At 60.5% G+C, this 25,861-nt stretch carries 22 protein-coding genes; 6 read left to right on the top strand and 16 right to left on the bottom strand.

What is annotated here, in order from left to right:
- Positions 1-23: 23 nt before the first annotated feature.
- Positions 24-1,319 (bottom strand): pyridoxal phosphate-dependent aminotransferase, encoded by a 1,296-nt coding sequence (locus MLC70_RS02815; protein ID WP_248181547.1) that lies wholly within the window; start codon positions 1,317-1,319, stop codon positions 24-26.
- A 233-nt stretch (positions 1,320-1,552) separates the two neighbouring features.
- Between MLC70_RS02815 and MLC70_RS02810 the strand changes: the two genes are divergently transcribed.
- A complete protein-coding gene (locus tag MLC70_RS02810; RefSeq protein ID WP_248181546.1) occupies positions 1,553-2,215 on the top strand; it encodes a response regulator transcription factor in 663 nt (220 codons plus the stop codon).
- Here MLC70_RS02810 and MLC70_RS02805 read toward each other — a convergent pair.
- From MLC70_RS02805 to MLC70_RS02780, 6 genes are all read right to left on the bottom strand, one after another.
- Positions 2,184-3,962 (bottom strand): hybrid sensor histidine kinase/response regulator, encoded by a 1,779-nt coding sequence (locus MLC70_RS02805; RefSeq protein ID WP_248181545.1) that lies wholly within the window; start codon positions 3,960-3,962, stop codon positions 2,184-2,186. The genes MLC70_RS02810 and MLC70_RS02805 overlap by 32 nt on opposite strands.
- Before the next feature lie 79 nt (positions 3,963-4,041).
- Complete coding sequence (locus tag MLC70_RS02800; RefSeq protein ID WP_248181544.1) at positions 4,042-5,142, bottom strand: lipase secretion chaperone; 1,101 nt, start codon at positions 5,140-5,142, stop codon at positions 4,042-4,044.
- Positions 5,143-5,232: 90 nt separating this feature from the next.
- Entirely contained in the window at positions 5,233-6,159 is a 927-nt protein-coding gene (locus MLC70_RS02795; RefSeq protein ID WP_248181543.1) for an esterase/lipase family protein, read from the bottom strand.
- A 122-nt stretch (positions 6,160-6,281) separates the two neighbouring features.
- The gene (locus MLC70_RS02790; RefSeq protein ID WP_248181542.1) at positions 6,282-6,605 is read right to left on the bottom strand and encodes a DUF3301 domain-containing protein; all 324 of its coding nucleotides are present in this window, start codon (positions 6,603-6,605) and stop codon (positions 6,282-6,284) included.
- A 93-nt stretch (positions 6,606-6,698) separates the two neighbouring features.
- Complete coding sequence (locus MLC70_RS02785; protein ID WP_248181541.1) at positions 6,699-9,767, bottom strand: efflux RND transporter permease subunit; 3,069 nt, start codon at positions 9,765-9,767, stop codon at positions 6,699-6,701.
- Entirely contained in the window at positions 9,767-10,870 is a 1,104-nt protein-coding gene (locus MLC70_RS02780) for an efflux RND transporter periplasmic adaptor subunit (protein ID WP_248181540.1), read from the bottom strand. The genes MLC70_RS02785 and MLC70_RS02780 overlap by 1 nt, the downstream gene beginning before the upstream one ends.
- 208 nt (positions 10,871-11,078) lie before the next feature.
- Here MLC70_RS02780 and MLC70_RS02775 point away from each other — a divergent pair, with 208 nt between their 5' ends.
- Positions 11,079-11,606 (top strand): J domain-containing protein, encoded by a 528-nt coding sequence (locus MLC70_RS02775; protein WP_248181539.1) that lies wholly within the window; start codon positions 11,079-11,081, stop codon positions 11,604-11,606.
- Positions 11,607-11,611: 5 nt separating this feature from the next.
- Here MLC70_RS02775 and MLC70_RS02770 read toward each other — a convergent pair whose 3' ends face one another.
- Positions 11,612-12,412, bottom strand: a complete 801-nt coding sequence (locus MLC70_RS02770; protein ID WP_248181538.1) for a secretin N-terminal domain-containing protein — start codon at positions 12,410-12,412, stop codon at positions 11,612-11,614.
- Positions 12,413-12,757: 345 nt separating this feature from the next.
- On the opposite strand from MLC70_RS02770, the gene MLC70_RS02765 reads away from it, so the two are divergent.
- Complete coding sequence (locus MLC70_RS02765; protein WP_248181537.1) at positions 12,758-13,843, top strand: 3-deoxy-7-phosphoheptulonate synthase; 1,086 nt, start codon at positions 12,758-12,760, stop codon at positions 13,841-13,843.
- Here MLC70_RS02765 and MLC70_RS02760 read toward each other — a convergent pair.
- Positions 13,788-14,459, bottom strand: a complete 672-nt coding sequence (locus MLC70_RS02760; RefSeq protein ID WP_248181536.1) for a LysE family translocator — start codon at positions 14,457-14,459, stop codon at positions 13,788-13,790. The genes MLC70_RS02765 and MLC70_RS02760 overlap by 56 nt on opposite strands.
- Before the next feature lie 165 nt (positions 14,460-14,624).
- Between MLC70_RS02760 and MLC70_RS02755 the strand changes: the two genes are divergently transcribed.
- Positions 14,625-16,067, top strand: coding sequence for a dihydrolipoyl dehydrogenase (locus MLC70_RS02755; protein WP_248181535.1), 1,443 nt, complete (start codon positions 14,625-14,627; stop codon positions 16,065-16,067).
- Here the strand turns inward: MLC70_RS02755 and MLC70_RS02750 are convergent.
- The gene (locus MLC70_RS02750) at positions 16,033-16,305 is read right to left on the bottom strand and encodes a DUF2061 domain-containing protein (RefSeq protein WP_248181534.1); all 273 of its coding nucleotides are present in this window, start codon (positions 16,303-16,305) and stop codon (positions 16,033-16,035) included. The genes MLC70_RS02755 and MLC70_RS02750 overlap by 35 nt on opposite strands.
- 203 nt (positions 16,306-16,508) lie before the next feature.
- Here MLC70_RS02750 and MLC70_RS02745 point away from each other — a divergent pair, with 203 nt between their 5' ends.
- Entirely contained in the window at positions 16,509-16,982 is a 474-nt protein-coding gene (locus MLC70_RS02745; protein ID WP_248181533.1) for a Dps family protein, read from the top strand.
- A gap of 178 nt (positions 16,983-17,160) precedes the next feature.
- Entirely contained in the window at positions 17,161-18,849 is a 1,689-nt protein-coding gene (locus MLC70_RS02740; RefSeq protein ID WP_248181531.1) for a choice-of-anchor I family protein, read from the top strand.
- A gap of 56 nt (positions 18,850-18,905) precedes the next feature.
- Here MLC70_RS02740 and MLC70_RS02735 read toward each other — a convergent pair whose 3' ends face one another.
- The 6 genes from MLC70_RS02735 to MLC70_RS02710 form a co-directional block, all read right to left on the bottom strand.
- Positions 18,906-20,030: an NAD(P)/FAD-dependent oxidoreductase gene (locus tag MLC70_RS02735; protein WP_248181530.1), complete on the bottom strand. Its 1,125-nt coding sequence runs from the start codon at positions 20,028-20,030 to the stop codon at positions 18,906-18,908.
- A 2-nt stretch (positions 20,031-20,032) separates the two neighbouring features.
- Entirely contained in the window at positions 20,033-21,349 is a 1,317-nt protein-coding gene (locus MLC70_RS02730) for an SAM-dependent methyltransferase (protein WP_248181529.1), read from the bottom strand.
- Between the two features lie 164 nt (positions 21,350-21,513).
- Positions 21,514-22,809, bottom strand: coding sequence for a TRAP transporter large permease (locus MLC70_RS02725; RefSeq protein WP_248181528.1), 1,296 nt, complete (start codon positions 22,807-22,809; stop codon positions 21,514-21,516).
- Complete coding sequence (locus MLC70_RS02720; protein WP_248181527.1) at positions 22,806-23,351, bottom strand: TRAP transporter small permease subunit; 546 nt, start codon at positions 23,349-23,351, stop codon at positions 22,806-22,808. Before MLC70_RS02720 ends, MLC70_RS02725 begins: the two co-directional genes overlap by 4 nt.
- Before the next feature lie 100 nt (positions 23,352-23,451).
- A complete protein-coding gene (locus tag MLC70_RS02715) occupies positions 23,452-24,528 on the bottom strand; it encodes a TRAP transporter substrate-binding protein (RefSeq protein WP_248181526.1) in 1,077 nt (358 codons plus the stop codon).
- Between the two features lie 177 nt (positions 24,529-24,705).
- The gene (locus tag MLC70_RS02710; protein ID WP_248181525.1) at positions 24,706-25,752 is read right to left on the bottom strand and encodes an acyltransferase family protein; all 1,047 of its coding nucleotides are present in this window, start codon (positions 25,750-25,752) and stop codon (positions 24,706-24,708) included.
- Positions 25,753-25,861: the final 109 nt, after the last annotated feature.

The raw sequence follows: 25,861 nt of genomic DNA, 5'->3' as shown, positions 1-25,861 counted from the left end.
GGCGCCAGTCTACCACGACGGGCTTACAGGCTGTTCAGCCACTGCTCCATCTTGTCCATGGCCAGCACCAGGCGTGGGCAGGCCTGTTTGACGAAGTTGTCGTCCAGTGCCTGCCCGGCGTAATCACCGGCAGCCAGTTTCAGCGAGCCGGCGCCGTCGAAATCCACGAACGCCAGCCGCGCCGCCAGGTGATCCGGCACAAACCCGAAATCACTGGCCGGCAGTATGGCCACCCCGGTGTTTTCCAGCAGGGCCTGGCAGAGGGCCTGGCTGGTCTTGATGTCCTTGTTGGCCAGCGCGTCGCGGAAGCTGTTGAAGTCCGGGAACAAGTAGAAGGCCCCCTCCGGTTTCTGTACCACCGCGCCCATCTCCGTGAGGCGGCGGTGCATGTATTCGCCCACCACTTTCAGCACCCGGCGTGACTGCGTCAGATACTCGTCCATGTCGTCGCCGCCGTCGAAGGCGGCGATGGCAGCGTACTGGATCGGTGCGCTGGTGGCGGTGTAGGTCTCGCTGGCAATGATGGCCATGGCGTCCTGCAGCGGGCGCAACTCGGGTGGAAAGATAAAGGTGCCCAGGCGCCAGCCGCCGGCACCGGCCCATTTGCTCAGACCGGTACTGATGATGGTGCCTTCCGGGTAATAGCGGGCAATCGATTTGTGTGTGCCCTCGAAGTGCACCTCGCCATAGATTTCGTCCGACAGCAGGATCAGTTTGTACTTGCGCGCCACGTTGGCGATGGCCAGCAGCTGGTCATCGGCATAGGTGCAGCCGGTGGGGTTGGACGGGTAGTTCAGAATCAGGATACGCGGGCGTGACGGATCATCGCGGCAGATGATGTCCAGTTCTTCCGCTGTCAGCTGCCAGTTGTTCTCTGCGTGGGTGGGCAGCCAGTGCACCGAGCGGCCGATGATGCGGGCCTGGGGTGCGTAGGATACCCAGCTTGGTCGGGGAATCAGCAAATCGCCGTAGTAGGCCAGTTGCAGGATGAACAGCAGTTCTTTGGAGCCGGGGCCAATCAGCACGTCTTCCCAGGTGCAGCGCATGCGCTCGCCCCGGTTGATGTAACCGGCGATGGACTCCCGCAGGGCTTTCAGGCCCTTCACCGGCAGATAATCTTTTTCATGGGCATGCTGCTGCAGTGCCGCCACCACGCGGTCGGGAACCGGGAAGGGTGATTGCCCCAGGCCCAGCTTGATGATGTCCCGGCCCTCGGAGCGGAGCTGATTGCTGAGCTCGTTGATGCGCAGGGTGGCGGAGGGCTGTATGCCCCGCACGTTCAGGTTGATCGCGTAGCGGTGGTCCGTGTGAATGTTCATAGGTCCGATCTGTTGGTAGCGGGTGTTACCGGCAGTATAGGAGCCTCACCGGCTTCCGTGGTGGTGCGGATCATAGGTGATTGCCGAAGTTCCAGGCGGCGGTTATTCTTGAGGATTCGGGGTGGTGACCGGAAATTGCACAATTTGTTAAGTAGCAACCGGTCGGTTTCAGATCCTGGCCGTATAGTGTTGGCAACCGCATTAACAACAACAGACACGTTGCGGAGTCCGTTATGGAAACCAGACCGGTCGGGGATACAGCCCGGGCGTCTACGTCGGCCAATAGCTGCCTGCCCCTTGCGAGGGTGCTGATGGTGGATGATCATCCGTTTTTCCTGCTAGGCCTCAGCGCCATTCTGGAGCAGGACGGGCTGGTCAGTGAGGTGGCTGTGGCGGGCTCGGTAGCGGAGGCCGTGGCCGATCTTCTGGCCCACTCGGAAACGTCCATGGTGCTGTTGGACCTGGCGCTGCAGGGGGAGGCTGGCCTGTCGCTGTTTGCCGAGCTGGAGCGTCTGGGTTTGCCCGTGCCGGTGGTGGTGATCTCCAGCCGCGAGGACGAGACTTCGGTGCGGGCTGCCCGAGCCGCCGGTGCCGTTGGCTTTCTGCCCAAATCCTCAGGCCGCAAAAGCCTGATGCGAATGTTGCAGTGTGTCGGAGAAGGGCTGCTGTATTACCCCACCTTGCAGGTGCCGTCCCGGGTACCGGAGCATCTGACGCCACGGCAACTGGAAGTGCTGGCGCTGTTGGCGGAAGGCCTGCCCAACAAACGCATTTGCCAGGCTCTGGACCTGACCGAGCACACGGTTAAAACCCATCTGAAAGCGATATTTGCTCACCTCGGGGTGCATAACCGCACCGAGTGCGTCACTCAGGCGCGGTCGCTGGGACTGATCTGACCGCCTCGGGGCGGTAGCGGGTGAGCTGTGAAATAGCCGCTCGCAGTCGCATGGGTAACAACGGTTTGTGCAGCACCCACAGATGGTGCTCTGCATCGTAGCCTTGCGGCAGGGCGGTATCGGCGGTCATCAGGATACCACCGACGGCGGTGCCACGTTCACTCAGTCGGCTGAGCAGGGTGCGACCTGACATACCGGGCAGGTGCAGGTCGGTGACCAGAATGGCGCCTGTGCTCTCGCGGGTGGCCACCAGGGCATCCTCAGCCGTGGCAAAACCCCGGGTGGCATAGCCCCAATGTCTCAGGGTTTCACAGACCCAGTGTCGCGCTTCGTCATGATCCTCCACCACCACAAACGGATGGCTGCCTTCTTCGGTGGCCAGTGCCGTGCTGTCCGGAAGAGCGGCTACCCGGGGCGTCGAGGCCGCCGGCAACCTGATCCAGAAACACGAACCCTGGCCGGCCACCGAGCGGACACCACAGTGCCCGTTCATCAGCAGCGATAGCTCCCGGACAATGGCCAGACCCAGGCCCAGTCCCGGGTGGGGGGCGTTGCCGGCGTGGTGGCGGTAGAACGGATCGAAAGCGTGACTTTCACCGGCCGGATCCATGCCCCGGCCGTTATCGCGGACCTCGATCCGCACCTGACCGGCCTCGCGTCGGGTGGTCAGGTCAATACGCTCAGCGCCACTGTGCTCGAGCGCATTGACCACCAGATTCTGCAGGATGCGGTAAAGTAACTGGGGATCGGCCACCACCGCCATGGCCTCTGCGGCCGGCGACAGGTTGAGGATAACACCCAGGTGCCGCGCCTGTTCGCCGCAGGTTTCCCGGATCTGTTCCAGGGTCGGCCGGAGATCCAGCGAGCGTTTTTCCGGCGTCACCATGCCTTCCTGAATACGGGAAATATCCAGGACGGACGCCAGCAAACCGTTGAAGTGCCCGACCGATGCCTTCAGCTTCGTCACCAGACTGGCCGGTTTTGGTGGCAGACCGTCACCGTCAAGGTGCTCAAGAATCAGGCTGATCACATTCAGGGGCTGGCGAAGATCGTGGCTGGCAACGGTGATCAGCCGGGTTTTCCGCTGGCTTTCCAGCTCGGCCTGCCGTCGTGACAACTCCAGCATCTGGCGGTCGAGGAAGTGGGCCCGTTGGCGGTGTTCACTGAGCCAGGAGCCGACCATACCTATCACATTGGCGGTGGCGATGAAGAAGCCGTTGATCAGCAATTGCTGACCGGTCATCCCGGTGGCGTACTCGACCGACAGGTAGGCCACCAACACCAGCAGTGACACCAGTGACACGCTGCGAAAGGGAATGCCCATCACGAAGTAACCGAACATCAGCATTAGCAAGATGCCCTCATAAGGCAGCGGATGCTGCTGTATGCGGGCAAGGGCAATGATGATCACAACGCTCAATCCACCGACCAGGTAGGCGCCAATGTAGAGTCTGGCGAACATGGCAGGGGGAATGCGGGTGTAGGACAGCCACCACACCACCGCGATCACCGGGCAGGTCACCAGCAGGCGCACCCTGACGGTGTCCTCCGCAATGCTTGCCGGCAGCATGGTGGAATCCAGCATTGCGTAGATAAGAAACAGCAACAGGGCACTGGCCGAAACCAGCCTGGCGCGGACCCGGATGCCCTCGTTTCTTACCCTGCGATAGCGCTGTTCCAGCTCCGGGCTGAAACGTAAACGCCAGAATCCGGTTTCGATCTGTTGCTGCAGCTGGGCCATGTTCATTGCGGTTCGCCTGCTGTTAACGGGGGACTCTGTGGGAGTGTACCCTTGTCAGCGCGCCGGGGTGCGGGAACACTGCACACTATGGCGAACGAGCGTCCAGTGCCCGCAGACGTGCCCAGGTGCGGGTCTGTTCATCAGCAAAGTATTCTTCCAGCAAGCGGGTTTCCTGCCTGGCCGCCTCTTCACTGGCCAGGCCGGAGGCGCGGACGCTCGCCCGTGCCCGCTGGTAATCCTGAAACCGGTCGTCAAAACGCTCCCGCTCCTCCAGGTAACCAACAACGTCGTTTATTCGGGCTTCGTCGACACCCAGGGATCGCAGACGTTCGCCGGCCTGCTTCGCAGAGCCGGCACTGGCGATGGCCTGTTGCCGTTGTTGATGACGTTCACCTTCGGCCAGCATGCGGGTCTCCGTGCGGCGAATGACCTCGGGCAGCTGTTCGCGATGCCAGACCTGCAGGTCCGCCTTGGCTTCGGCAGACAGGTCCTGGCGTTGCCGGATATCGAGGCTGGCCAGGGTGTAATCGCCGTAGGCCTCCTCCAGACCAAAAAACGCCTCATGGGTTTGCCCGGAAAAGGATTGCCTGCGCAGCGCCTTGAGGTCTGCCAGGGCGGTTTTCAGGGTTTCCAGTTGATAGGCGGGATCGTGCTGACGGGCAGGGTCCAGGTTGCGATTGCCCATGGCCATCATGTCATCCTTGTAGGCCAGGTAGCGACCCAGCAGTGCCATGGCTTGTCTGGCGGCGCGCTCGGGCAGGTGGCCGTAGGCAAGGGTCTCGATCTCGGACAGTGCTCGCTCGGCCGGGACCTCTCCGATGGTGTTGAGGAAGTAGTCAAAGAAATCCCGGGTTTCCAGTTCGACCACCAGATTGCCATCGGCATCCGCTCGCAGGCGCCCGTCAATGTCGGTACCTGCGAGCGAGGGGGCGTAAGGGTTCTCTCCGAGGCTGCGGGGTGTTGCGTGGGCCAGGGTGTTGCGGTCGTTGGCGCTGGCGGGTGGCACCGCCACCCGGGGCGACGGTGAAACGGTATTTCGGGACGCCGTGGTTTCGGTGGCATGGCTGGGTGTCGTTCCGGCGGGACGTTCGGCCTGCAGCAGCCAGATACTGGCGCCGACGATCGGGATGACCAGTGCCAGGGGTAAAAGTGCGCGCTTGAGGGTGTGTGGGGTGGTTCGTGGCATAACAACGTCCTGAATAAGCAGGTTCAGCCATCAACGAAGCCCCTTCGTGAGGGGCTCCGCAATCGTTTCGATCGTTCCGGTGAGCGTGTATCAGAGGCCCCGGTTCTTCAGGCGGTTGGCGTGGCTGCGATACAGTGAAATGGGGTCAGTGCGCCAGGAGCGGGCACCGAACAGATGGTTGATGGCGTCCACATGATTCATTTCATAGTGGGTGCCGATGACATTGCCCATCTTGGTGGAGCACTCGCCCACCAGGCCATCGTTGGCTTCGTTACCGAAGGCCAGCGTGGTGACGCCAAGGAACGGATCGGTGATGTCGGTCCAGTTGGTCCATACGGCGGTACCGGTCCAGGAGAAGAACTTGATCTTGTTGCCGTTGATCCATACGTCCTCATTCGTGCCAGCGCAGGCGTCGCGATTCACGCCTTTCCAGCCCAGCGCGTCATTCAGTTGCGTGGTGCCGCGGGTGGTCAGGGTCTCCAGTGCGGCGACGCCGTCCTGGGGATTGTCGGCATCGGACAGTGCATTCACCAGATCACCGAGGGCATTGGCGATGGCACTGACACCCCCTTCCACGTAGCTGCCCGGGGGCAGGATGCCGCGAGCCACATCAGCCACCCGGGAGCCCTTGTTGACGCCGTTGATCGAGGTGATCGACGCAACCTTGTGGGGGATCAGGGAGGCAGTCACCCGCGAGGTGGGGGCACCCTGGCTGTGAGCCATGATGTTGACCTTGGACACGCCCAGGCCGTTGATGTAGTTGGCCAGCTGCTGACCGCGCTGTTCGCTGCTGTTCACGAACGACACGCTGGCGGAATAGACCCGGGCGCCGCTGCGCTCGAGATTCCAGGGCACGGTATGGAAGTAATTGATCAGACCACCGATGGTGTTGAATCCGGTGACACCATGCACCAGCACAATGGGGTGCTTGGTCTGGGTGTAACTGGCCATACTCAGGGTGGGTGCGGCAAGCAGGACAAAGCCTGCCATCACGGCGAGCGTGAGGAACTTACGCATGGTTGACTCCTGTTGTTTTTGTCGGTCGTTAGCCATGCCTGGCTAACGTTTGTCGTCAATGCGAGGGGGATTATTGGGGATTGGCGCAGCGGTAAGAATCGCCCATTTGGGGGAGGCGGCTGTTAGGTGTCCGGGCCGAAGCGGTGGGGTTCCAGCTCCATGTGGATAATGCGCTGGCCAAGCATGATGATGCGCCCGGCGTAGCGCTCTTCGCCGGTGGAGGTGAAGTCAAACAGGAATCGACGCCACACCCGGAGCTGGCCCTGATCGTCGCGCTTGAACCACAGGCCGCGCAGATAGACAGCGTCGTCCAGCAGCATCACGTCCATTTTCTTGCAGTACTGTCGGGCCGCATGCAGCACAAAATCCTTGATGGCCTTGGCGCGCCACCAATACCAGATGAGGAAACCGGCAACAAACAGCCAGAAGAGGGTTCCTAGAGTCACAACGGTTACGGCTTTCTGTGGACAGGGAAACGAAAGCCTACAGCATTGTCGCCGGCCTTGGAATGCGGCCGGCGACAATGGCAGGGCGGGCGGTCAGGACTGATGAACGGCACTGCCGGTGTCAGCCTCTGCTGTGCCGTGATGGCCGCGGGCCAGCAGGATGTAGAACGCTGGCAGGACAAACACGGTAAACAGCGTGCCGATGCCCAGCCCGGCGCTGATGGTCAGGCCGATGGCAAAGCGGCTTTCCGCCCCGGGGCCGACGGCGATCAGCAGTGGCACCATGGCGAAGATCAGCGCCAGTGAGGTCATGATGATCGGGCGTAAGCGAATAGCGGCGGCCTCGATGACAGCGTCCCGCTTGCTGAGGCCCTTGTCCACCTGCAACGCATTGGCGAATTCCACGATCAGGATGCCGTTTTTGGACACCACACCGATCAGCGTGATCAGCCCCACCTGGGTGTAGATGTTCATGGTCGCGAAACCGAGCACAATGAACGCCATAGCGCCGGCCACCGACATGGGCACCGATACCAGGATGATGAACGGATCGCGCCAGCTTTCAAACTGCGCCGCAAGCACCAGATAGATCACCAGCAGCGACAGGAAGAAGGTCACCATCAGCGCGCTGCCCTGATTGGCGAACTGCCGTGATTCACCGGTGTAGTCGGAGGTGAAGCCCTGAGGGAACACCTCCTCGGCGGTGGACTCCATGAACGCCATGGCATCGCCCACCGTCACACCCGGCATGACCACACCCTGAAGCGTCAGTGAGTTCAGCTGGTTGAACTGGGTGCGCTGGGACGGCTCCACGTCATGCTCGAAGCTGATAACGCTGCCCAGGGGCACCAGTTCGCCGTTGTCCGCGCGAATGTAGTACTCGTTCAGGGCATCTGCAGTCAGGCGGAACTCCCGCTCCACCTGGGGGATAACCTGGTAGGAGCGGCCTTCCATGCTGAAGCGGTTGATAAAGCCGCCGCCGAGCATGCTCGACATGGCCTGGCCGATGTCCTGCATCGACAATCCCAGGTCCGCCACCCGGTCGCGGTCCACCTTGATGCGGGTAACCGGCCGGTCGAAGTCGATGGACTTCTGCAGGAACATGAAGTTACCGCTGCCCATGGCCTTGCCGAGCATTTCATCGGCTACTTCGTTGAGGCGATCGTAGTCGTTGCCGGTGGTGATCACGAACTGGAAGGGCAGGCCGCCACCGGAGCCCGGCAGCGAGGGCCGCGGGAACACCGCGGTCTGCAGCCCGGTGATCTTCTTCAGTTCAGCATCGAGCTGCGGCTGGACGTCGAACTGGCTGACCTCCCGGTCGCCCCAGGGCTTCATCTTGAAACCACCGAAGACAGCGTTGGGCGCAGTGATGCCGAGGATCATGAAGTCTTCGTTGTAACCGTCAACGGTTTCCATGCGCTCCAGTACCTCCTCGCCGTGCTCCTGCAGGTAGTCCAGAGTGGCAGTCTGTGGCGCGAGGCCCTGATAGAACAGGATGCCCTGGTCCTCGGTGGGCGCCAGTTCGTTCTGGCTCATCATCACCATGAAGTAGATGGAGGCCAGCACCACCAGCGCGAAGAAGATCACCACCGATTTGGTGTCCATCAGTGTGCTCAACGCCCGCTTGTAGCCGTTGGCCAGGCCACCGAAGGACCGCTCCACCAGTTTCTCGAAGCGGTCGGGGTTGCCGTGGGGCTTGAGAATCTTGGCGGACAGCATGGGCGACAGGGTGAGCGCGACGATGCCGGAAATCACCACGGTGCCGGCGAGGGTGAAGGCGAACTCGGTGAACAGCGAACCCACCAGTCCCCCCATAAAGCCGATGGGGGCATACACCGCCACCAGAGTGGTGGTCATGGCAATGATCGGCACTGCCATTTCTCGCGCGCCGTTGATGGCGGCATCGAACCGGGATTCCCCCTGCTCAATATGCCGATGCACGTTCTCCACCATGATAATGGCGTCATCCACCACCAGGCCGATGGCGAGCACCATGGACAGCAGCGTCAGCAGATTGAGGGAGAAACCCATCATCAGCATGAAGAAGGCGCCACCGACCAGTGACAGTGGCACCGCCACCGAGGGCACCACGGCGGCTCGCAAGGAACCCAGGCAGAGGAACACCACGACCAGAACAATCAACAGCGCTTCAACCAGCGTCTGGATGACCTCATTGATCGAGTTATCGATGAAGTCGGAGGCGTCATAGGCGAGGCGTACTTCCAGCCCCGATGGCAGTTGCTGTTCAATGCCCGGCAGCTCGTTCTTGACCAGCTCCGCGACGGTCAGCGGGTTGGCACCAGGAGACAGTTCGATGGCAACATAGGTGGCGGGCTGGCCCTTGTAGAGCGCCAATTGATCGTAGGTTTCAGAGCCCAGCTCCACCCTGGCAATGTCGTCCAGCCGGATCAGCGAGCCATTGGATTCCTTGATGACGAGGTCGCGGAACTGATCCGGATCGCCGACATCGGTGTCGCTGGTCATGCTGATCTTGGTGTACTTACCCTCGGTGTTGCCCACTGCGGCCTGATAGTTGTTCTGCAACAACACCTGCACCACTTCCTGGGGTGTCATATCCACGGCCGATAGCCGCTCGGGGTCAAGCCAGGCCCGCAGGGCAAACTTGCGCCCCAGCAGTTCCGCCTTGCCCACGCCTGAAAGCGCCTGCAGTTTGGGCTGGACCACCCGAGTCAGGTAGTCGGTGATCTGCGGTACTTCCAGGTCATTACTGTAGAACGCAATGTACATGAGCGCGGTGGAGTCACCGGTAGTGGAGGTGATCACCGGGTCCTGGGCGTCCGCCGGCAACACGTTGCGCTGGCTGGCGACCTTGGCCTGGATTTCTGCCAGCGCGGCGTTGGCGTCGTAATTCAGTTCCATCTTGGCTTCGATGGTGGACTGGCCCTGAGAACTGGTCGAGGTCAGGTAATCAATGCCGCTGGCTTCGGCAATGGCCTGCTGCAGCGGCGTGGTGATGAAGCCTTTGACCAGATCCGAACTGGCGCCGGGGTAGGACGTGGTCACCGTAACCGTGGTGCTTTCCAGTTCGGGGTACTGACGAATTTCCATTTCCATGGCGGCGCGGGCACCGAGCAACAGGATCAGCAGGCTGACCACCGTTGCCAGCACCGGGCGCTGGATAAAAATATCAGTGAAGCGCATTATTCAGACGCCTCCACCGACTCGTCTTCGGTTTCCTGAACGGTGACCCGTTGCTCGGCGCGGAGTCTCAACAGGCCCTTGGAGACCACTTCCTCGCCTTCGCTCAGACCGTCCTCGATGGCAACACGACCGTCACGGATTTCGCCGGACTGAACCGTGCGGCGGTTGACGATCAGGTCGCCCTCGTTGTTTTCCTCCACCACAAATACGAAATCGCCGTAGGTGTTGTAGGAAATGGCGGTTTGCGGAACGGTAACCACGTCACGGTCTTCCGGTTGCAGCGTGCGAATGGTGGCAAACATGCCCGGCCGCAGTTGGTTGTCCGGGTTCGGCACGGTCGCGCGGATCCGCACCGTGCGGGTTTCCGGATTGACCGAGGTATTGATGGCGCTGACTTCACCCGTAAAGGTTTTGCCCGGAATGGCCGCAACGGTCACATCCACCTCGTACCCGGTCGCCACCCTTGGCAGCTCCTTTTCAGACAGCGTGAAATCCACGTAGATGGGGTCGAGCATGTTGATCTCGACAATCGGTGTTCCGGTCGGGATGTATTCGCCCTGATCCACCATGCGCAGGCCCAGGTTGCCGTCGAACGGGGCGCGAATCACTTTCTTGTTGAGCTGGGCCTCGGCTTCGTTGACGCGGGCCCGGGCGGCATCAAAGTTGGCCTTGGCCTCATCAAACTGAGACTGGGACACAGCGCGTTTCGGCAGCAGGTCAGACACCCGCTTGAACTCCTGCTCGGCCAGTTGTGCCTCGGCCCGGCGGGTGCGCAGCGCCGCCTCGTCGATGGCGGCGTCCAGACGGATCAGGAGGTCGCCTTTCTTGACGGTATCGCCGGACTCAAACCCGATGGTTTCCACCACGCCCGGGACCTCATTGGCTACCTCGATGCCATTGATCGCTTCCACGCTGCCCACCGCTTTGGTGGCCGGTGTCCACTTTCCGGCACTGGCCCTGGTGGTGGAAACTTCAGCCGGCGGCTGCGGCTGTGACATCTGCTCGCTCATCTGGCCGAACTGATAGAACTTGTAGCCAAAAATGCCACCAAGCACGACGACGAGAAAGAGAATAACGATCAGGAAACGGGAGGCAGTGCGCATAGGTCAGTCCTGAGTATTGAATTCCATCGGAAAGTCTGCCACCAGCACGACAACGGGGTCGCCGATTGGTTGTGCCTATCCGGAGAGGGAAAGAGTTTGTGATTGATTCTTAATCCGACTAATAGGGTAGCATCCTATACAAAAAACGGGTGTTTTGTCACCGGTGTAATGCCAGAATTACGGTCATTGAAACGTAAGGGATTACCCTATGCACTGGATACTTGGACTTGCCCTGACCGTTGTGGTCTTCCTCGTTCTCAAGCAGTGGGGCGGGCTGACCGCAGAGAAGAAAAAGGCGGCCGTCTGGAAGCTGTTTCTGGTGGTCGGCGGTGCCCTGTTGCTGTTTTTGGTGTTGACCGGGCGGATCCACGTGCTCACGGCCGCAGTGGCCGGGCTGATTCCCCTGTTGCGCAAGCTGCCGGCGCTGCTGAAGTTCGCGCCGCTGGCCAGTCGGTTGTTCAGCCAGAGCAAGGATCAACGCGAGGATCCCGGCACGGCCGGTGGCCAATCGTCAGCGCATGGTCACCGGCGCGAGGGACGTCCGGGGCAGATGTCAGAGCGTGAGGCGTGTGAGATTCTGGGGGTGCCCACCGGCTGCAGCGAAGATGACGTCATTCTGGCGCATCGGCGTCTGATGCAGAAAATTCATCCGGACCGTGGCGGTAACGACTACCTGGCGGCCAAGGTCAATGAAGCCAAAGCGACCCTGTTGGCCGCCCGCCGTGGGGTGGCCTGAGCCGATCAGAGCAGATCAACCCTGACTTCGAAAGTCTGGTTTGCGCGCTCCTCGCCGCCGACCTGATAGGTAATGCCGGAGCGGGTTCCGGCCTGGCGGCTGCGAGTGCTGCCCAACTCCACCCATTGGCCGGGCTCCACCCGCCGGATAGTCATCAGCGCCTCGGTTTCATACCCGGGAATATCACCTTCCGGGTCTTCCTCAAAGGACACGATGTTCAATTCGATGGCGCTGTCTGACAGAGCCTGGGGGCTGACCAGAAAGCCACTGCGGGTTTCCACCTGACCAAGCACGGCCGCTGGATTGCGACCTCCGCGGATGGCGACAGGCACGGTACGAACCTGTCCTGACGTGATATGGGCGGATTGGCCGTCCTGAACCACCAGTGTGCGCTCCTGATTGCGCCGGGTTGTCGTCACTTTGCGTTCCACGCGAACGCCAGCCTGGTTGTTGGTGATGGTGACGCCACCGCCACCACTTTTAGCGTCCAGGTTGCTGCGGGAGCGCACGGTAATGCGCATCTGAACCGGCGCGACATCCAGGGTGTCCACCAGCATACCGATTTCATCCAGCACCGCCGGCTCGCCGCGGAGGATCATCTGCTGTCCCCGCGCGGTGATCCGGACCTGATCGGAACCATAGAGGTCCCGGACCTGGGCCGCCACATCCTCCGCTGCCCGGTTATCCAGCCGATAGGTGCGGGACTCGGGGGCCGCGAGCACAGACAGCGGGCTCGCCAGCAAAATGACCAGCGCAAGCAGGGCCGGGAACCGGCGGGCAGGTTGGTTGAGCAACGTCAGGGTCATGGCAGTCACCGGGATAAAATCCACAAATATCGGGTTTGCGGGTTGCAAAGCCGAAAAGCCGGGGTATATATTGAAAATCATGAAGACAACACACGCGATCTGTCAATTGAATGTTCTGCAAGCCTTCGGTGCGCAACCGACGGCGGTGATCGCTGCTGTGTTTTTCTGGTGGTTTGGTTATGGCTATTTTAGCCAGAGCCCGGGCCGCCCATAAGATCTTCATCGACCGAATAACGAGGAAGGCAGCCCGGCAGAGACCCAAGCTGCCACCGGACTCGAAAAAGCCCCGACTGGTAGCCCAGCCGGGGCTTTTTTGATTCTGATACAGGGAAACGGACGAACGACATGAACATGCCTTTGAACATCGACGCGCTTCATGAAGCCAGAGATGATGAATCTGGAGAGTTGAGCGCAACAGCCACCACGACCGCAGCCAATCGCCGGGAAGAGATCCTGCCGACCGCCGCCGAGCTGGCCGCGAGCCTGCCGGTCACAGCAGCCACTGAGCGCCAGATTCTGCGTCACCGGGACGCCATTCGCCGGGTGTTGCGAGGTGATGACCCCCGCACCCTCATCGTGATCGGCCCCTGTTCAATTCATGACGAGGTGGCGGCGCTGGAATACGCGGCGAAGCTCAGCGCGCTGGCCCGGAGCGTCAGTGACCGTTTCCTGATCGTGATGCGCGCCTATCTGGAAAAGCCCAGAACCACCGTGGGCTGGAAAGGCCTGCTGTACGACCCCGAGCGCACCGGTGCCGGCAATCTCGCTGAGGGCCTGGTGCGCTCACGGCGGCTGCTGCTGAACCTGGCGGAGTCCGGCCTGCCGCTGGCGACGGAGGCGCTCAGCCCGTTCGCGATGGATTACCTGGGGGACCTGATCAGCTGGACGGCCATCGGTGCCCGTACCACCGAATCCCAGGTGCATCGGGAGCTGGTCAGTGGGTTGCCGATGCCGGTGGGTTTCAAAAACGGCACGGACGGTGGAGTGGCCGTTGCCATCAACGCCATGAAGTCGGCGGCGCATCCCCATCACCACATGGGCGTGTCCCGCAGCGGCGCTGCGGCGATGATCACCACCGCCGGCAATCCGGATACCCACCTGGTACTGAGGGGTGGCCGCGGTATCACCAACTACGACGCCGACAGTGTTGGCCAGGCGATCAAGGCGCTCAGCAGCGCCGGGGTGTCCAGCGCCCTCATGGTGGACTGCAGCCACGACAACGCTTGCAAGCAGGCGGAGCGTCAACTGGACATTGCCCGGGAGGTCATGGCGCAGAGAGCTGAAGGAAACACCTGCATTCGTGGACTGATGCTGGAGAGTTTCCTGCAGCCGGGTCGTCAGAACGACGGCGCCGATCTGACCTACGGCTGTTCCATCACCGATCCGTGTATTGGCTGGGCGCAGACGGAGGCTCTGATCCGCTCACTGTAGAAAACAGCAGTTGCCCGGCGAGCAATAACAGCACGCCACCCATTAACCGGTCGAGCCAATGGCCGAAGCGGTTAAAACCGCGCCGTACCCGGGGTAGGGTGAAGAACGTGGCGACCAGGGCGAACCAAAGCCCGGTGGCCAGGGCCATGTAGACGCCGTAAGCGGTTTGCAGGGCGACCGGCGTACCCGGGCTGATGACTACGGAAAACAGCGACACGAAGAACAGCGTGGCCTTGGGGTTCAGGGTGTTGGTGAGGAAGCCGAGGCGGAACGCCGCCAGCCCCCGTTGTGCCAGCGCGGGTTCTGCTGCCACTTGCACCCCGCCTGCCCGGGCCCGCAGACACTGGATGGCAATCCAGCTCAGATACAGCGCACCCACCACCTTGAGAATATTAAACAACAGCAATGACTGTTGAATCAGCAGGCCGATCCCCAACAAAGAATAGGTGACATGCACGAGAATGCCGGCGCCAACGCCCGCTGCAGTGAGCAGTGCGTTGCGGCGGCTCTGGCAGAGCGCCTGTCGAAGAATCACGGCGAAGTCCGGGCCGGGGCTCGCCACCGCCAGCAGATGAACCAGCGCGACGGTCAGAAATTCCGCCCAATAGTTTTGCATTGAATGGTTCTCCCAAACCGATCCGGGTGTGGTCAAAACGGCAATAATCCTGTGAGCGCAAGCATATAAGTGATCGGCCAGAATATCCTGTGTCAAAGGCAACTAATTCTGGCGGACTATACTGTGCAGACTTGATGAGCAAGGTAACCAGCGGGAGAGGCAGTGATGGAGAAGCGAACGGTAGATGTGGCGATCATTGGTGCCGGCACGGCCGGCATGGGCGCCTATCGCGCCGCCAAAGCGCACACTGACAGCCTGGTGCTGATTGAAGGCGGGCATTATGGCACAACCTGTGCCCGTGTCGGCTGCATGCCCAGCAAACTGTTGATCGCCGCCGCGGAGCGCGCCCATGACATGGCCGGGGCGGCACAGTTCGGGATTCATCCGGGCGGAATCCGGATTGACGGGAAAGCGGTGATGCAGCGGGTGCGAAGCGAGCGCGACCGTTTTGTCGGCTTTGTGCTCGAAACGGTGGAAGACATGCCCGCTGAACACAAGCTGATTGGCGATGCGCGTTTCGTGGATGCGCACCGGTTGATCGTCAACGACGACGTCGAAATCACGGCCGATCGTATTGTGGTGGCCACCGGCTCACGACCCAATATTCCGGACATGCTCAAGGAAGCCAAGGATCGCCTGGTGGTCAATGACGACCTCTTTGAGTGGCAGGATCTGCCGGCATCGGTGGTGGTGTTCGGCCCCGGTATTATCGGGTTGGAGCTGGGTCAGGCCCTGAGTCGGTTGGGCGTGCGGGTGCGCATGTTCGGTCGGGGGGGATCCCTCGGCCCGATCCGGGAAGAGAAAATGCGGGACTACGCCCTCAAAACCTTCCGCCGTGAATTCCAGCTGCACCCGGAAGGCGAGGTCAAAGCGGTAGCGCGCACTGAGGAAGGGGTGGCCGTCACCTTTGTGGACGACGATCGGGGAGAGATTACCGAAACCTTCGATTACCTGCTGGCTGCCACCGGCCGACGGCCGAATGTTGATCAGCTGGACATCCAGAACACCGACATCGAGCTGGATGATCGTGGTACGCCACGATTCAATCGCTACACCCTGCAATGCGGCGACAGCGCCATTTTCATCGCCGGAGACTGCAACCACGATGCGCCGTTACTCCATGAAGCCGCTGATGAGGGGCGTATCGCCGGGGACAACGCCGGGCGCTTTCCCGACGTGCGCGCCGGGTTGCGCCGCACGCCACTGGCGGTGGTGTTTACCGATCCGCAGATTGCCACGGTCGGTCTTAACTTTGATGAGGTGGATGAACGTTGCAAGGGTTGTTACGGCGTTGGCGAGGTGTCGTTTGAGGGGCAGGGCCGCAGCCGGGTCATCGGCAAAAATCGCGGTCTGCTGCGGGTGTATGGTGAAAGGGGTAGCGGTCAGTTTCTTGGCGCAGAAATGTTCGGCCCCGCGGCCGAGCACATTGCCCATTTGCTGGCCTGGTCCGCGCAACGCCGCATGACGGTCAGCGAAATGCTCGATATGCCTTTCTACCACCCGGTTATTGAAGAGGGGGTGAGAACCGCTCTGCGGGATCTCAATCGCAACCTGAGCATTGGCCCGGAGATCGTTAAGCGCTGCATGGATTGTGGTCCCGGGACATAGGCGCCGGGCGGGCCTGTCGCTCGCGGCGGGCCCAGAATTTCTCGTGAAAGAAATAGGCCACGGTGTTGATCGCCGGTTCGACCATCGCAATCAGGCTGCCGATCAGGATGTCGCCGGTCAGCAGAAATGCCACGGTAAAGGCGACGGTGAAATGCGTCAGCGCGAAGGTGATGGTTTTCAGCAGCGAATTGTCGCCGTTGTTCTGGTGATCGTGGATAAACAGTTTGAGTGCACTCATGATCAACCCCGCCTGATGAATGTCATGTGTCATCGTTTCGCAATCACTATGGGGCAAGTGATAATCATTGTTAAATAAATTGTATGAAGAAATTTGATAGGGTGGCTCTATGAGTGAAATTGGCGAACTAAACTTCACGGATTTGCACGATCTGGCTACTATCGAAGCCAGATTTCATTGAGTAACTGTCAAGGAGACACGTTATGGGTAAGAACTTTATTGGTCTGGATACCGCCAAAACCGAACAGCTGGCCAGCGTATTGAATGATCTGCTGTCCAACTACCAGATTTTCTACATGAACGTCCGCGGCTACCACTGGAACATCAAGGGCGACAACTTCTTTGAGTTGCACGTCAAGTTCGAGGAGCTGTACGACGATCTTCTGCTCAAGATAGACGAGATTGCTGAGCGGGTGCTGACCCTGGGCCATCGGCCGGCGCATGCTTACAGCACCTACATCGAGAAATCGGAAGTGCCGGAACGAAAGGATGTGTCCGATGGCAAGGAAGCCATGGAAAACATTGTCGAGAGCTTCGCCAAGCTCATTGGCAAGCAGCGGGAGCTGTTGCACCTGGCCGGCGAGGCCGATGATGAAGGCACCGTTGCATTGATGAGCGATTACATCTCCCAGCAGGAAAAGACGGTGTGGATGTATCGGAGCTACCTGGGCCACTGATCGGTTCGGGCAGTCGACGACTGAAAAAAGGCGGCCTGCGGGCCGCTTTTTTTGTGGTGTGAATCCGCGGCTGCAACGCGCTCGTCTTGAAACTGTCCTCAAAGTGACGCATGGCTGTCACATTGTCGCCCTAGGGTGTGTCGGGATTCCACACACTCATAATTCCACCGAGGCGACCATGGAACTTCGTAAATCCCTTCTGGCGGCAGCCATCCTGACATCCACGCTTGGTCTGAGCGCTTGTGACGGCGACGATGGTGACAATGGCGTTGCTGGTATTGCCGGCACCAGCCAGACCACCATTGAGCTCAACCAGCTGGGCACCTATGCCAGCGGTGTGTTCGATGAGAGTGCCGCTGAGATCGTGGCCCACGACCCTGCCAATCAGCGTCTGTTCGTAATCAACGCCAACGACGCTACCGTAGACGTGCTGGATATCCAAGACCCGAGCCAGCCCACCAAGATGGCCACGATTGACGCCACTGAAGAAGGGGCAGCGGCCAACAGCGTTGCCGTGTTCGGTGACCTGGTGGCGGTCGCGATAGAAGCGGTGGTCAAGCAGGACAACGGTAAGGTGGTGTTCTATAACGCCAGCGACCTGGGCAAGGTGGGCGAAGTGGTGGTGGGCGCGTTGCCGGACATGCTCACATTCACCCGGGATGGCCAGAAGGTTCTGGTGGCCAACGAAGGCGAACCCAGCGACGACTACAGCGTGGACCCGGAAGGCTCCGTCAGCATCATTGATCTGTCTGCCGGTGTCGCCGGTGCTTCGGTGACCACTGCGGCCTTCACCGCGTTCAACGGCCAGGAGGATCAGCTGCGGGCAGAGGGCGTGCGAATTTTCGGGCCCGGCGCCAGTACCGCCCAGGATGTCGAGCCGGAATACATTGCCGTGTCGGTCGACAACACCACCGCCTGGGTTGCGCTGCAGGAGAACAATGCCGTGGCGGAACTGGACATTGAAGCCGGTGAGATCACCCGCATCCTGCCACTGGGCTTCAAGGACCACAGCGTCATCGGTAACGAACTCGATGCCAGCAACGAGGATCTCAACGCCCTTGGTGACAGCCGCATCAATATCCGTAACTGGCCGGTGAAAGGCATGTACCAGCCGGATGCCATCACCAGCTACGGCTTTAACGGTAAGACGTACTACATCACCGCCAACGAGGGCGACTCCCGCGACTACGACGGCTTCAGCGAAGAGTTCCGCATCAAGGACCTGATGCTGGATGGAATAGCGTTTCCAGATGCGGCTGAGCTCCAGAACGATGAGAACCTGGGCCGGCTCAACGTCACCTCCACCCTGGGCGTCAGCAACGGCTGCGACCCGTCAGATCCGATGACAGACGTTGAGGCAGCATGTGAATACAGCGAATTGTATTCCTACGGCGCCCGCTCGTTTTCCATCTGGACCGCGGACGGCACCCAGGTGTTCGACAGCGGCAGTGAGTTCGAGCGCATCACCGCCCGGGTGATCCCGGACAACTTCAACAGCAACAACGATGAGAACGCCTTCGACAACCGGTCCGATGACAAGGGGCCGGAGCCCGAGGCCGTGGTGACGGGCGAGATCAATGGCCAGACCTTTGCATTCATCGGCCTCGAGCGGGTTGGTGGGCTCATGGTTTACAACGTCACCAACCCCCAGAATCCGGTCTTCGTGCAGTACCTGAACAACCGCGACTTCAGCGCCACCCAGATGGAACTGGAAGCTGGCATGGCGGGTGATCTGGGGCCGGAAGGTCTGGCGTTCATCAGCGCAGACAACAGCCCGACTGGATCGCCGATGCTGGCGGTGGGCAATGAAGTGAGTGGCACCACCACCTTGTACGGGATCGATGTGATCGAGCTCAAAGCCGACTGATCGCGCCTGCAGTGATTAAAAAGCCGGAGCCTGTCTCCGGCTTTTTTGTGGTTGCCCTAAACGGCCGACGCGAGAGGTGGTACCTGCTGGTGCAGAAACCATTTTTCGGTCACCACCCTGCGGGTGAACCAGTGGGAGCGCATCAGGGTGCTGGCCAGGGGCGACTTCACCCACTCCGGAACCTGCCAGCCCTGATCCGCCTCGGTGGCGCGGGTGCCGAACCGCTCGGCGATGGCCTCACCGTAGGTCTGGAGCGCCTGGGCGGAATTGTCTCCGGCCTCGCGGATCACCTGTGCGGCAATCAGCGCGGACTCAATGGCAGGGCGAATACCCTCGCCGCTCTGGGTGTAGGCCAGCCCGGCTGAATCCCCGATCAGCATGACGCCTTCATCCACCAGCGGACGCTCGGCGTGGTTGTAAAGCAGATAGGCGTGCCCCTTGAACCGGCCCGGAAGATCGGGCGGGATGCGGCCGCTGGCTTTCATTTCCTCGACAAACTGCTCCAGATGCCCGCTCAGCTTGTGGTTGTCTTCCCGGCCCAGGCCGATGTTCAGGAAGTTGCCTTTACGGAATACCCAGGCATACCCCTTCAGGTCGCGGCAGAACCAGAGCTCTGGCATGTCTCCGCGGGCGGCGCAGACCTCGGACTGTTCCGGGGTCATCTCGAACTCCACTTCCTTGGCCGCCACCACCGTTTCGTGACCACCCGGGCCGTCGCCCAGCAGGCGGGCCACCGGGCAGAAATGCCCGCCAGCGCCGACGATAAGCGGCGCCTGCCAGGTGTGGTTGATGATCCAGTTGCCGTTCTCGCGGTCGATGGACTTTACCGGTGTGGCCAGCGCTTTGGGGGCGTTGACGCGTCTGAGCAGGTAGTCGTCAAACTCGCAGCGGCGGATGCCGTAGCTCACCACCTTGTCGTGGTTATTTTCCACCGCCGGTTGCCCCATCATGCCGATCCGGAACCGGCGAATCGGCTGCAGGGTGCGGTTCTTCTCATAATCGGCCAGGTCGATCTCGAGGCTGTTCATCACTGCTGGCGTGACCCAGCCGGCGCAGGTCTTGTCTCGCGGGAAGGATTGCTTGTCGATCATCAGAATTTTCTTGCCGCTGCCTTGCAGCGCGTGAGCCAGGGTGGACCCGGCCGGGCCGGCGCCCACAATGATCAGATCGTAGTAGTCCATGATCAGGCCTCCGGCGCGGCGGGTGAGGTGTGCAGATCCTGCCGGTTCTGGGGCAGCCGGTTGTTACCCCCATGGGTGAATACCACCTGGAACAGCTGTAACGACCCTGCGCGGAAGGCGGCGATGGAACCGGCCAGATACATGCGCCAGGCACGGGCGAAGTGCTCGTCATACAGGGCGATCACTTCCGCTTCCCGCGCGGTGAAGCGCTGCATCCAGTCGCTCAGGGTGCTGGCATAGTGCAGCCGGAGGTTTTCCACATCCAGCACGGAGAAATCGCCGTGCTCACAGATTTCCATGAACTCACCAATGCTGGGCGGATAGGCGCCCGGGAAAATTCTTTTCTCGATCCAGGCGTTCATCAGCATGGGGCGGTTGCGGCCGATGCTGTGCAGCAGGGCAATGCCTTCGGGCTTGAGCGAGCGCTGGATGAGTTCCGACAGGGCCGGGTAATTGTCCTTGCCGACGTGCTCGAGCATGCCGATGGAGACAAACGCATCGTACCGGCCCTGAATGTTGCGGTAGTCGTCTTCCACATAATCGATGAGATGCGACAGCTGTTGCCGTTCCGCTTCAGCCCGGGCGTAGGCCAGCTGTTCTTTCGAGATGTTGTAGGCGTGTACTTTTACGCCATAGTGTCTGGCCATGTAGCGGGCCAGGCCGCCCCAGCCACAGCCGGCCTCCACCACCGTCATTCCGGGTTTGAGACGGAGTTTGCGGCACACGTGTTCCAGCTTGGCCAGTTGCGCGTGCTCCAGGGTGAGGTCCGGGCGCTCGTAGTAGGCGCAGGTGTACTGCATCTCGGCAGTATCGAGCCATAGACGGTAGAACTCGTTGCCGAGATCGTAATGGTGGTGAATGTTCTCTCGCGCCTCGGAAATGCCTGTGGGGCGAGGGTTGTGATTGCGCCAGAGCGCGTCCAGCCACCGTGGCCAGCGCTGGCGGGCCTGATGAATGCAGCGGTAGAGGGTCTCCATCAGCTCGGCCAGATCGCCCTCCACATGCAGCCGGCCGGCACTGTAGAGGTCGCCGAACGCCAGGTTCGGATTGGCCACCAGTGACCTCAGGGCTTTGGGGTCACTCAGGTGAATCGTGAAGCGGGCCTCGCCCGCCTCGGACTCGATGACTTCGTGGTTCCAGAGGCGGAACCGCACCGGGGGCGATCCCGCCATCCGCATGAGCTTGGTGATCAGCCAGACTTCGTAGGAGCGCGGTTCACGATCTACCTGAAGACCCTCGATGGGCAGTTTCAGCACATGAGCCTGTGGGCGGTCGGTTTGGCCGGAAGGTTCCGTTTTCTGGGCCGTACTCTGGTTCATGAATCCTTGCCTCCCTTATGGGTGAGGCGAATCCCGACTGCACAACTGGGAAACACCGGTTGTGTCATCAGTATAGAAAATGATCGTAATTTGTCATGGGGGCGGGCAAAAACGAAAAAAGCCGGAGCGATAGCCCCGGCTTTTTTGGCAATGCTGGATCGATGTCAGTAGGACGAGCTCATCCCGAACCATTCCGGGAAGATGACAATGAGCGCCAGCACCAGAACCTGCAGCATGATGAACGGCAACACCCCTTTGTAGATGTCGGTCGTTCGCACATTGGGTGGCGCCACCCCTTTCAGGTAGAACAGCGCGAATCCGAAGGGCGGCGTCAGGAAACTGGTCTGCAGGTTCATGGCGACCAGAATGGCGAACCAGAGCATGTTGATGCCCAGGGCCTCGGCCACCGGCGCGAGAATTGGCACGATGATGAAGGAAATCTCCACGAAGTCGATGAAGAAGCCCAGCACCAGAATGACCAGCATGGCCAGAATGATAAAGCCCCATTTCTCGCCGGGGAGCTGCAGCAGCCATTCCTCCAGAAGGTAGTCGCCGCCGGTGTAGCTGAAGACCATGGAAAAGGCCGTGGCGCCAATCAGAATCGCGAACACCATGGCAGTGACCTTGACCGTATCCTTGGACGCATCCCACACCATCTTGAATGAGAACTGGCGATAGATGATAGCCAGCAGCACGGCACCCACGCCGCCGAGGGCGGAGGATTCGGTGGGCGTGGCAATGCCGGTGAAGATGGAGCCCAGCACGATAACGATCAACGCCAGCGGCGGAATAATGGCCAGCAGCGCATCGAAAACCTCGCGCTTGCGCGAGACGCCGCTGTCGTCCGGCATGGCCGGCGCGGTTTCCGGCTTGAAGCGGGTCATGATCAGGATATAGCCAATGTACAGCCCGATGAGCACCACGCCGGGGCCGACAGCTGCCTTGAACAGATCGCCTACGGGCAGGCCGAGCACATCGCCCAGGATGATCAGGATGATGGACGGTGGCACGATCTGCCCGAGCGTACCGGAGGCGCAAATGGTGCCGGTCGCCAGGCGCTTGTCGTACTTGTGCGCCAACATGACGGGCAGGGATATCAAACCCATGGCGACAACACTGGCGCCGACCACGCCGGTAGACGCTGCCAGCAGGGCGCCCACCAGAATGGTGGAAATGGCCAGGCCGCCGGGCAAGCCTCCGAACAGTCGGCCCATGGAGGTCAGTAGCTGTTCCGCCAGCTTGGTCCGTTGCAACACCACGCCCATGAAAATGAACAGGGGCACCGCCATCAGCACGGTATTCTGCATCACGCTCATGATGCGGTAAGGCATGAAGGCAAACAGATCCATGCCCTCGGCAAACACGCCAAAAAACAGCGCAACGCCGCCAAACGTGAAGGCAACCGGGAAGCCCAGCATCAGCATGATGAGGGCGACACCGAACATTATCATGCCGATCATGCCAGTCCCCCTGCGCTGTGCTCGCCTTCGTATTCCTTCTCACCGGACATGACCCGCATCGCGAAGGTGGCCATGTTGAGGCCGGCGATGGCGGTGAAGACCGCGGTCAGGGGGATCACCGCCTTGATGATCCAGCGGTGCGGAAGGCCGCCGGGGTCGCCGCTGCCCTCGCCCATGGTGTAGGAATCGAGAGCGAATTCGTAGCCATAGATGCCGATCAGGTAGGCGAAAGGAATGACGAAAATGAACGCGCCCACGAGGTTGATCCAGGCTTTGGTCTTGTTGCTCCAGCGCGCGTAGAACACGTCCACCCGCACATGGCCATCGGTGCGCAGGGCATAGGGAATCCCGAACAGGAAAACCACGGAATAGAGATGCCACTCCATTTCCTGCATGCCGATGGAGACGTTGTTGAACGCGTAACGGGCGACAACATCATAAAAGACGTTGGCTGCCATCAGTATCATCGCGATACAGGCAATCCAGCCACAGAGAATGGACAGACGGGCCAGGCCCTCGTCCAGTTTGATAATCCACCGCATTAATATTCCTCCGCCATATCAGCCGGCGATTTTCCGTTGCTACAAATAACAAAGCCGGGATCACTGCTCGAGCGATCCCGGCTCTGATAAGGCTGCGATGTTACTCGATTTCAGCCATGGTGTTGAGGTACGCCCGTTCGGAAATGTCCGTGTAGGCGCGGCTCTGTTCAAGGTAGTTCTGTTGGGATTCGATAATTTTGGCCGCCATCTCGCTACCTTCGGCTGACTCCTTCAGTAGCTTCTTGTTGGCGCTGTACATCGCCTGGAAGATGTCATCCGGAAACTGTTTGATCTGCACGTTCGGATACTCTTCCTTGATGTTGGCCCAGGCTTTGGCGTTTTCATGCTGGGAGTGCACAAGCATGTCATAAGAGGCGGTGCGCATGGCGACACGCATAATTTCCTGAAGGTCAGCGGGGAGTTTATCCCACACCCGCTTGTTCACCAGGAACTGGAGCTCGGTGGCAGGCTCGTGCCAGCCGGTGTAGTAGTAATCGGCAATCTGCTGGAAGCCAAGGCGCAGGTCCAGCGCCGGACCGACCCACTCAACCGCATCAATGGTATTGCGCTCAAGGGCTGTGTAGAGCTCACCCGGGGCGATGTTGGTGGGGTTTACGCCCACTTCCGCAAACACTTCACCGGCAAAGCCGGGGATGCGCATCTTCAGGCCCTTGAGGTCATCCAGGGACTTGATTTCCTTGCGGAACCAGCCGCCCATCTGAACACCGGTGTTACCTCCGGGGAACGACAGCATGTTGTGGGGTTCGTACACCTCCTGCATCAGCTCCATGCCACCGCCGTGGTAGAACCAGGCGTACTGTTCCATGGCATTCATGCCGAAGGGCATGCTGGTGAAAAACAGGGTCTCCGGAACCTTGCCTTTCCAGTAGTAGGAGGCAGAGTGGCCCATGTCGTACTGACCGGCCTTGACCATGTCAAACACGCCGAGCGGGGCTTTGTGCTTGTTGGCGGAATCGATGCGGACCTTGAGGCGGCCATCGGACATGGTCTCAACGGTCTCCGCGAAGCGCTTGGTGGTATCACCGAAAATCGGGAAGTTCGGTCCCCAGGTCTCAGCGAGGCGCAGGGTAAAGGTGTCTTGGGCGAGCGCTTGTGCGGAGGCTAGGGTAGTTGCGACGGCCAGCACAGCGGCGGAAAGAACAGAACGGATCTTCATTGCTCTTCTATCCTCTGATTTGTTTTTTGTCTTTTTTGAATGATTCGGGCGTCACCCGACAGGGATTACTTGCTTGTGATTCTAGTTCAAGGTAGCAGCAATTGTTAGCAAACGGAACGCAAAACCGGCGTCTCTACGACCTAGGTCCTAGTCGTTCCGACGGCTTGTTCCGGGCCTTCAGGGCAGTGTTCTGACCGGCACTGGCGCCGGCTGTTCGGTGGCCCGATGACGGAGTTTTCGAAACCACGTCAGGGCCGGTTTTTCGATGGCGTAATGGATGGCGGCCGCCAGGGTCAGGGCCAGGGCCAGGGCCAGAGTGACGCCCGCCCAGCCCGGCAGGCCGGCCTGGTAGCTCCAGCCGATAACGCCGTAGCCGATGTTCTGGTGCACCAGATACAGGGCATAGGACAGGCGGCCAAGCCAGAGCAGCGGCGGGTTGGCGAGGCTGTTGAGGTGGCCGGCCACGGCCAGCGCGAACACGCCATAGCAGCCGACGACGAAGAGACTGAACGGGGCTTTATAGGCAATCAGGGCGTGCCCCACCGCCAGTGCCAGCAGCGCCAGATCCGCTGCCGCCGGGCGGCCGTACCGGTGCCAGCGAAATATCAGCATGCCGCTGACGAACAGCGGAGCATATTTCACGAACAGCAGGTCTTTGACCAGAAATTCGAGGGCACCGGGAATGTCGCGCCACCACAGCACGCCGGCATAGCTGACCACCACCCAGGCCCACAACGCCAGCCGCAATGGTTGCCACTGTTTCAGCCCGTAAAACAGCAGTGCAGTCCAGCAGTAAAAAGTGGCTTCGATCACTAGGCTCCAGTAGGCGCCGTCCACATGGGGGAACTCCAGGTATTCGTGCAGCAGGGTGGCGTTCAACAGCGCACTGCCCAGGCCGACTGCACGATCGGCCGGTCCCATCAGGTGAACCGCCAGAAAGGTCAGCACAATACCGGCCCACAATGCCGGCAGCAGCCGGAAGGCCCGCGCCAGACCGAACCAGCCGGCGGTGCGTGTACGCTCCAGGGTCATGAAGATGACGAAGCCGCTGAGGATGAAAAACATATGCACGCCGTAGCGGCCATAATCCAGCACCGCCCATGGGGTAAAGGTGTGGCCGTAGAGCTGGTCGTAATAAGGCAGATAATGGAACAGCACAACGGCCAGGGCAGCGATGCCACGCAGGGCGTCCAGTGCAGACAGGCGTTGTGAGGATTCAGCCATGATCGCGATTCCGTGCAGGTTCAGGCTATAGTAGCCTGCTTTAGGGTATTGCAGAACCGGCCAGCTATACGGTTGTCTTGCGGCCAGCTTAAGATGCGGTAACGTGCAT

The sequence above is a fragment of the Marinobacter goseongensis genome (assembly GCF_023156235.1).
Lineage (GTDB): Bacteria > Pseudomonadota > Gammaproteobacteria > Pseudomonadales > Oleiphilaceae > Marinobacter > Marinobacter goseongensis.
The sequence above is the reverse complement of the archived record's forward strand: the minus strand, read 5'-3'. Positions and strand labels throughout refer to the sequence as shown.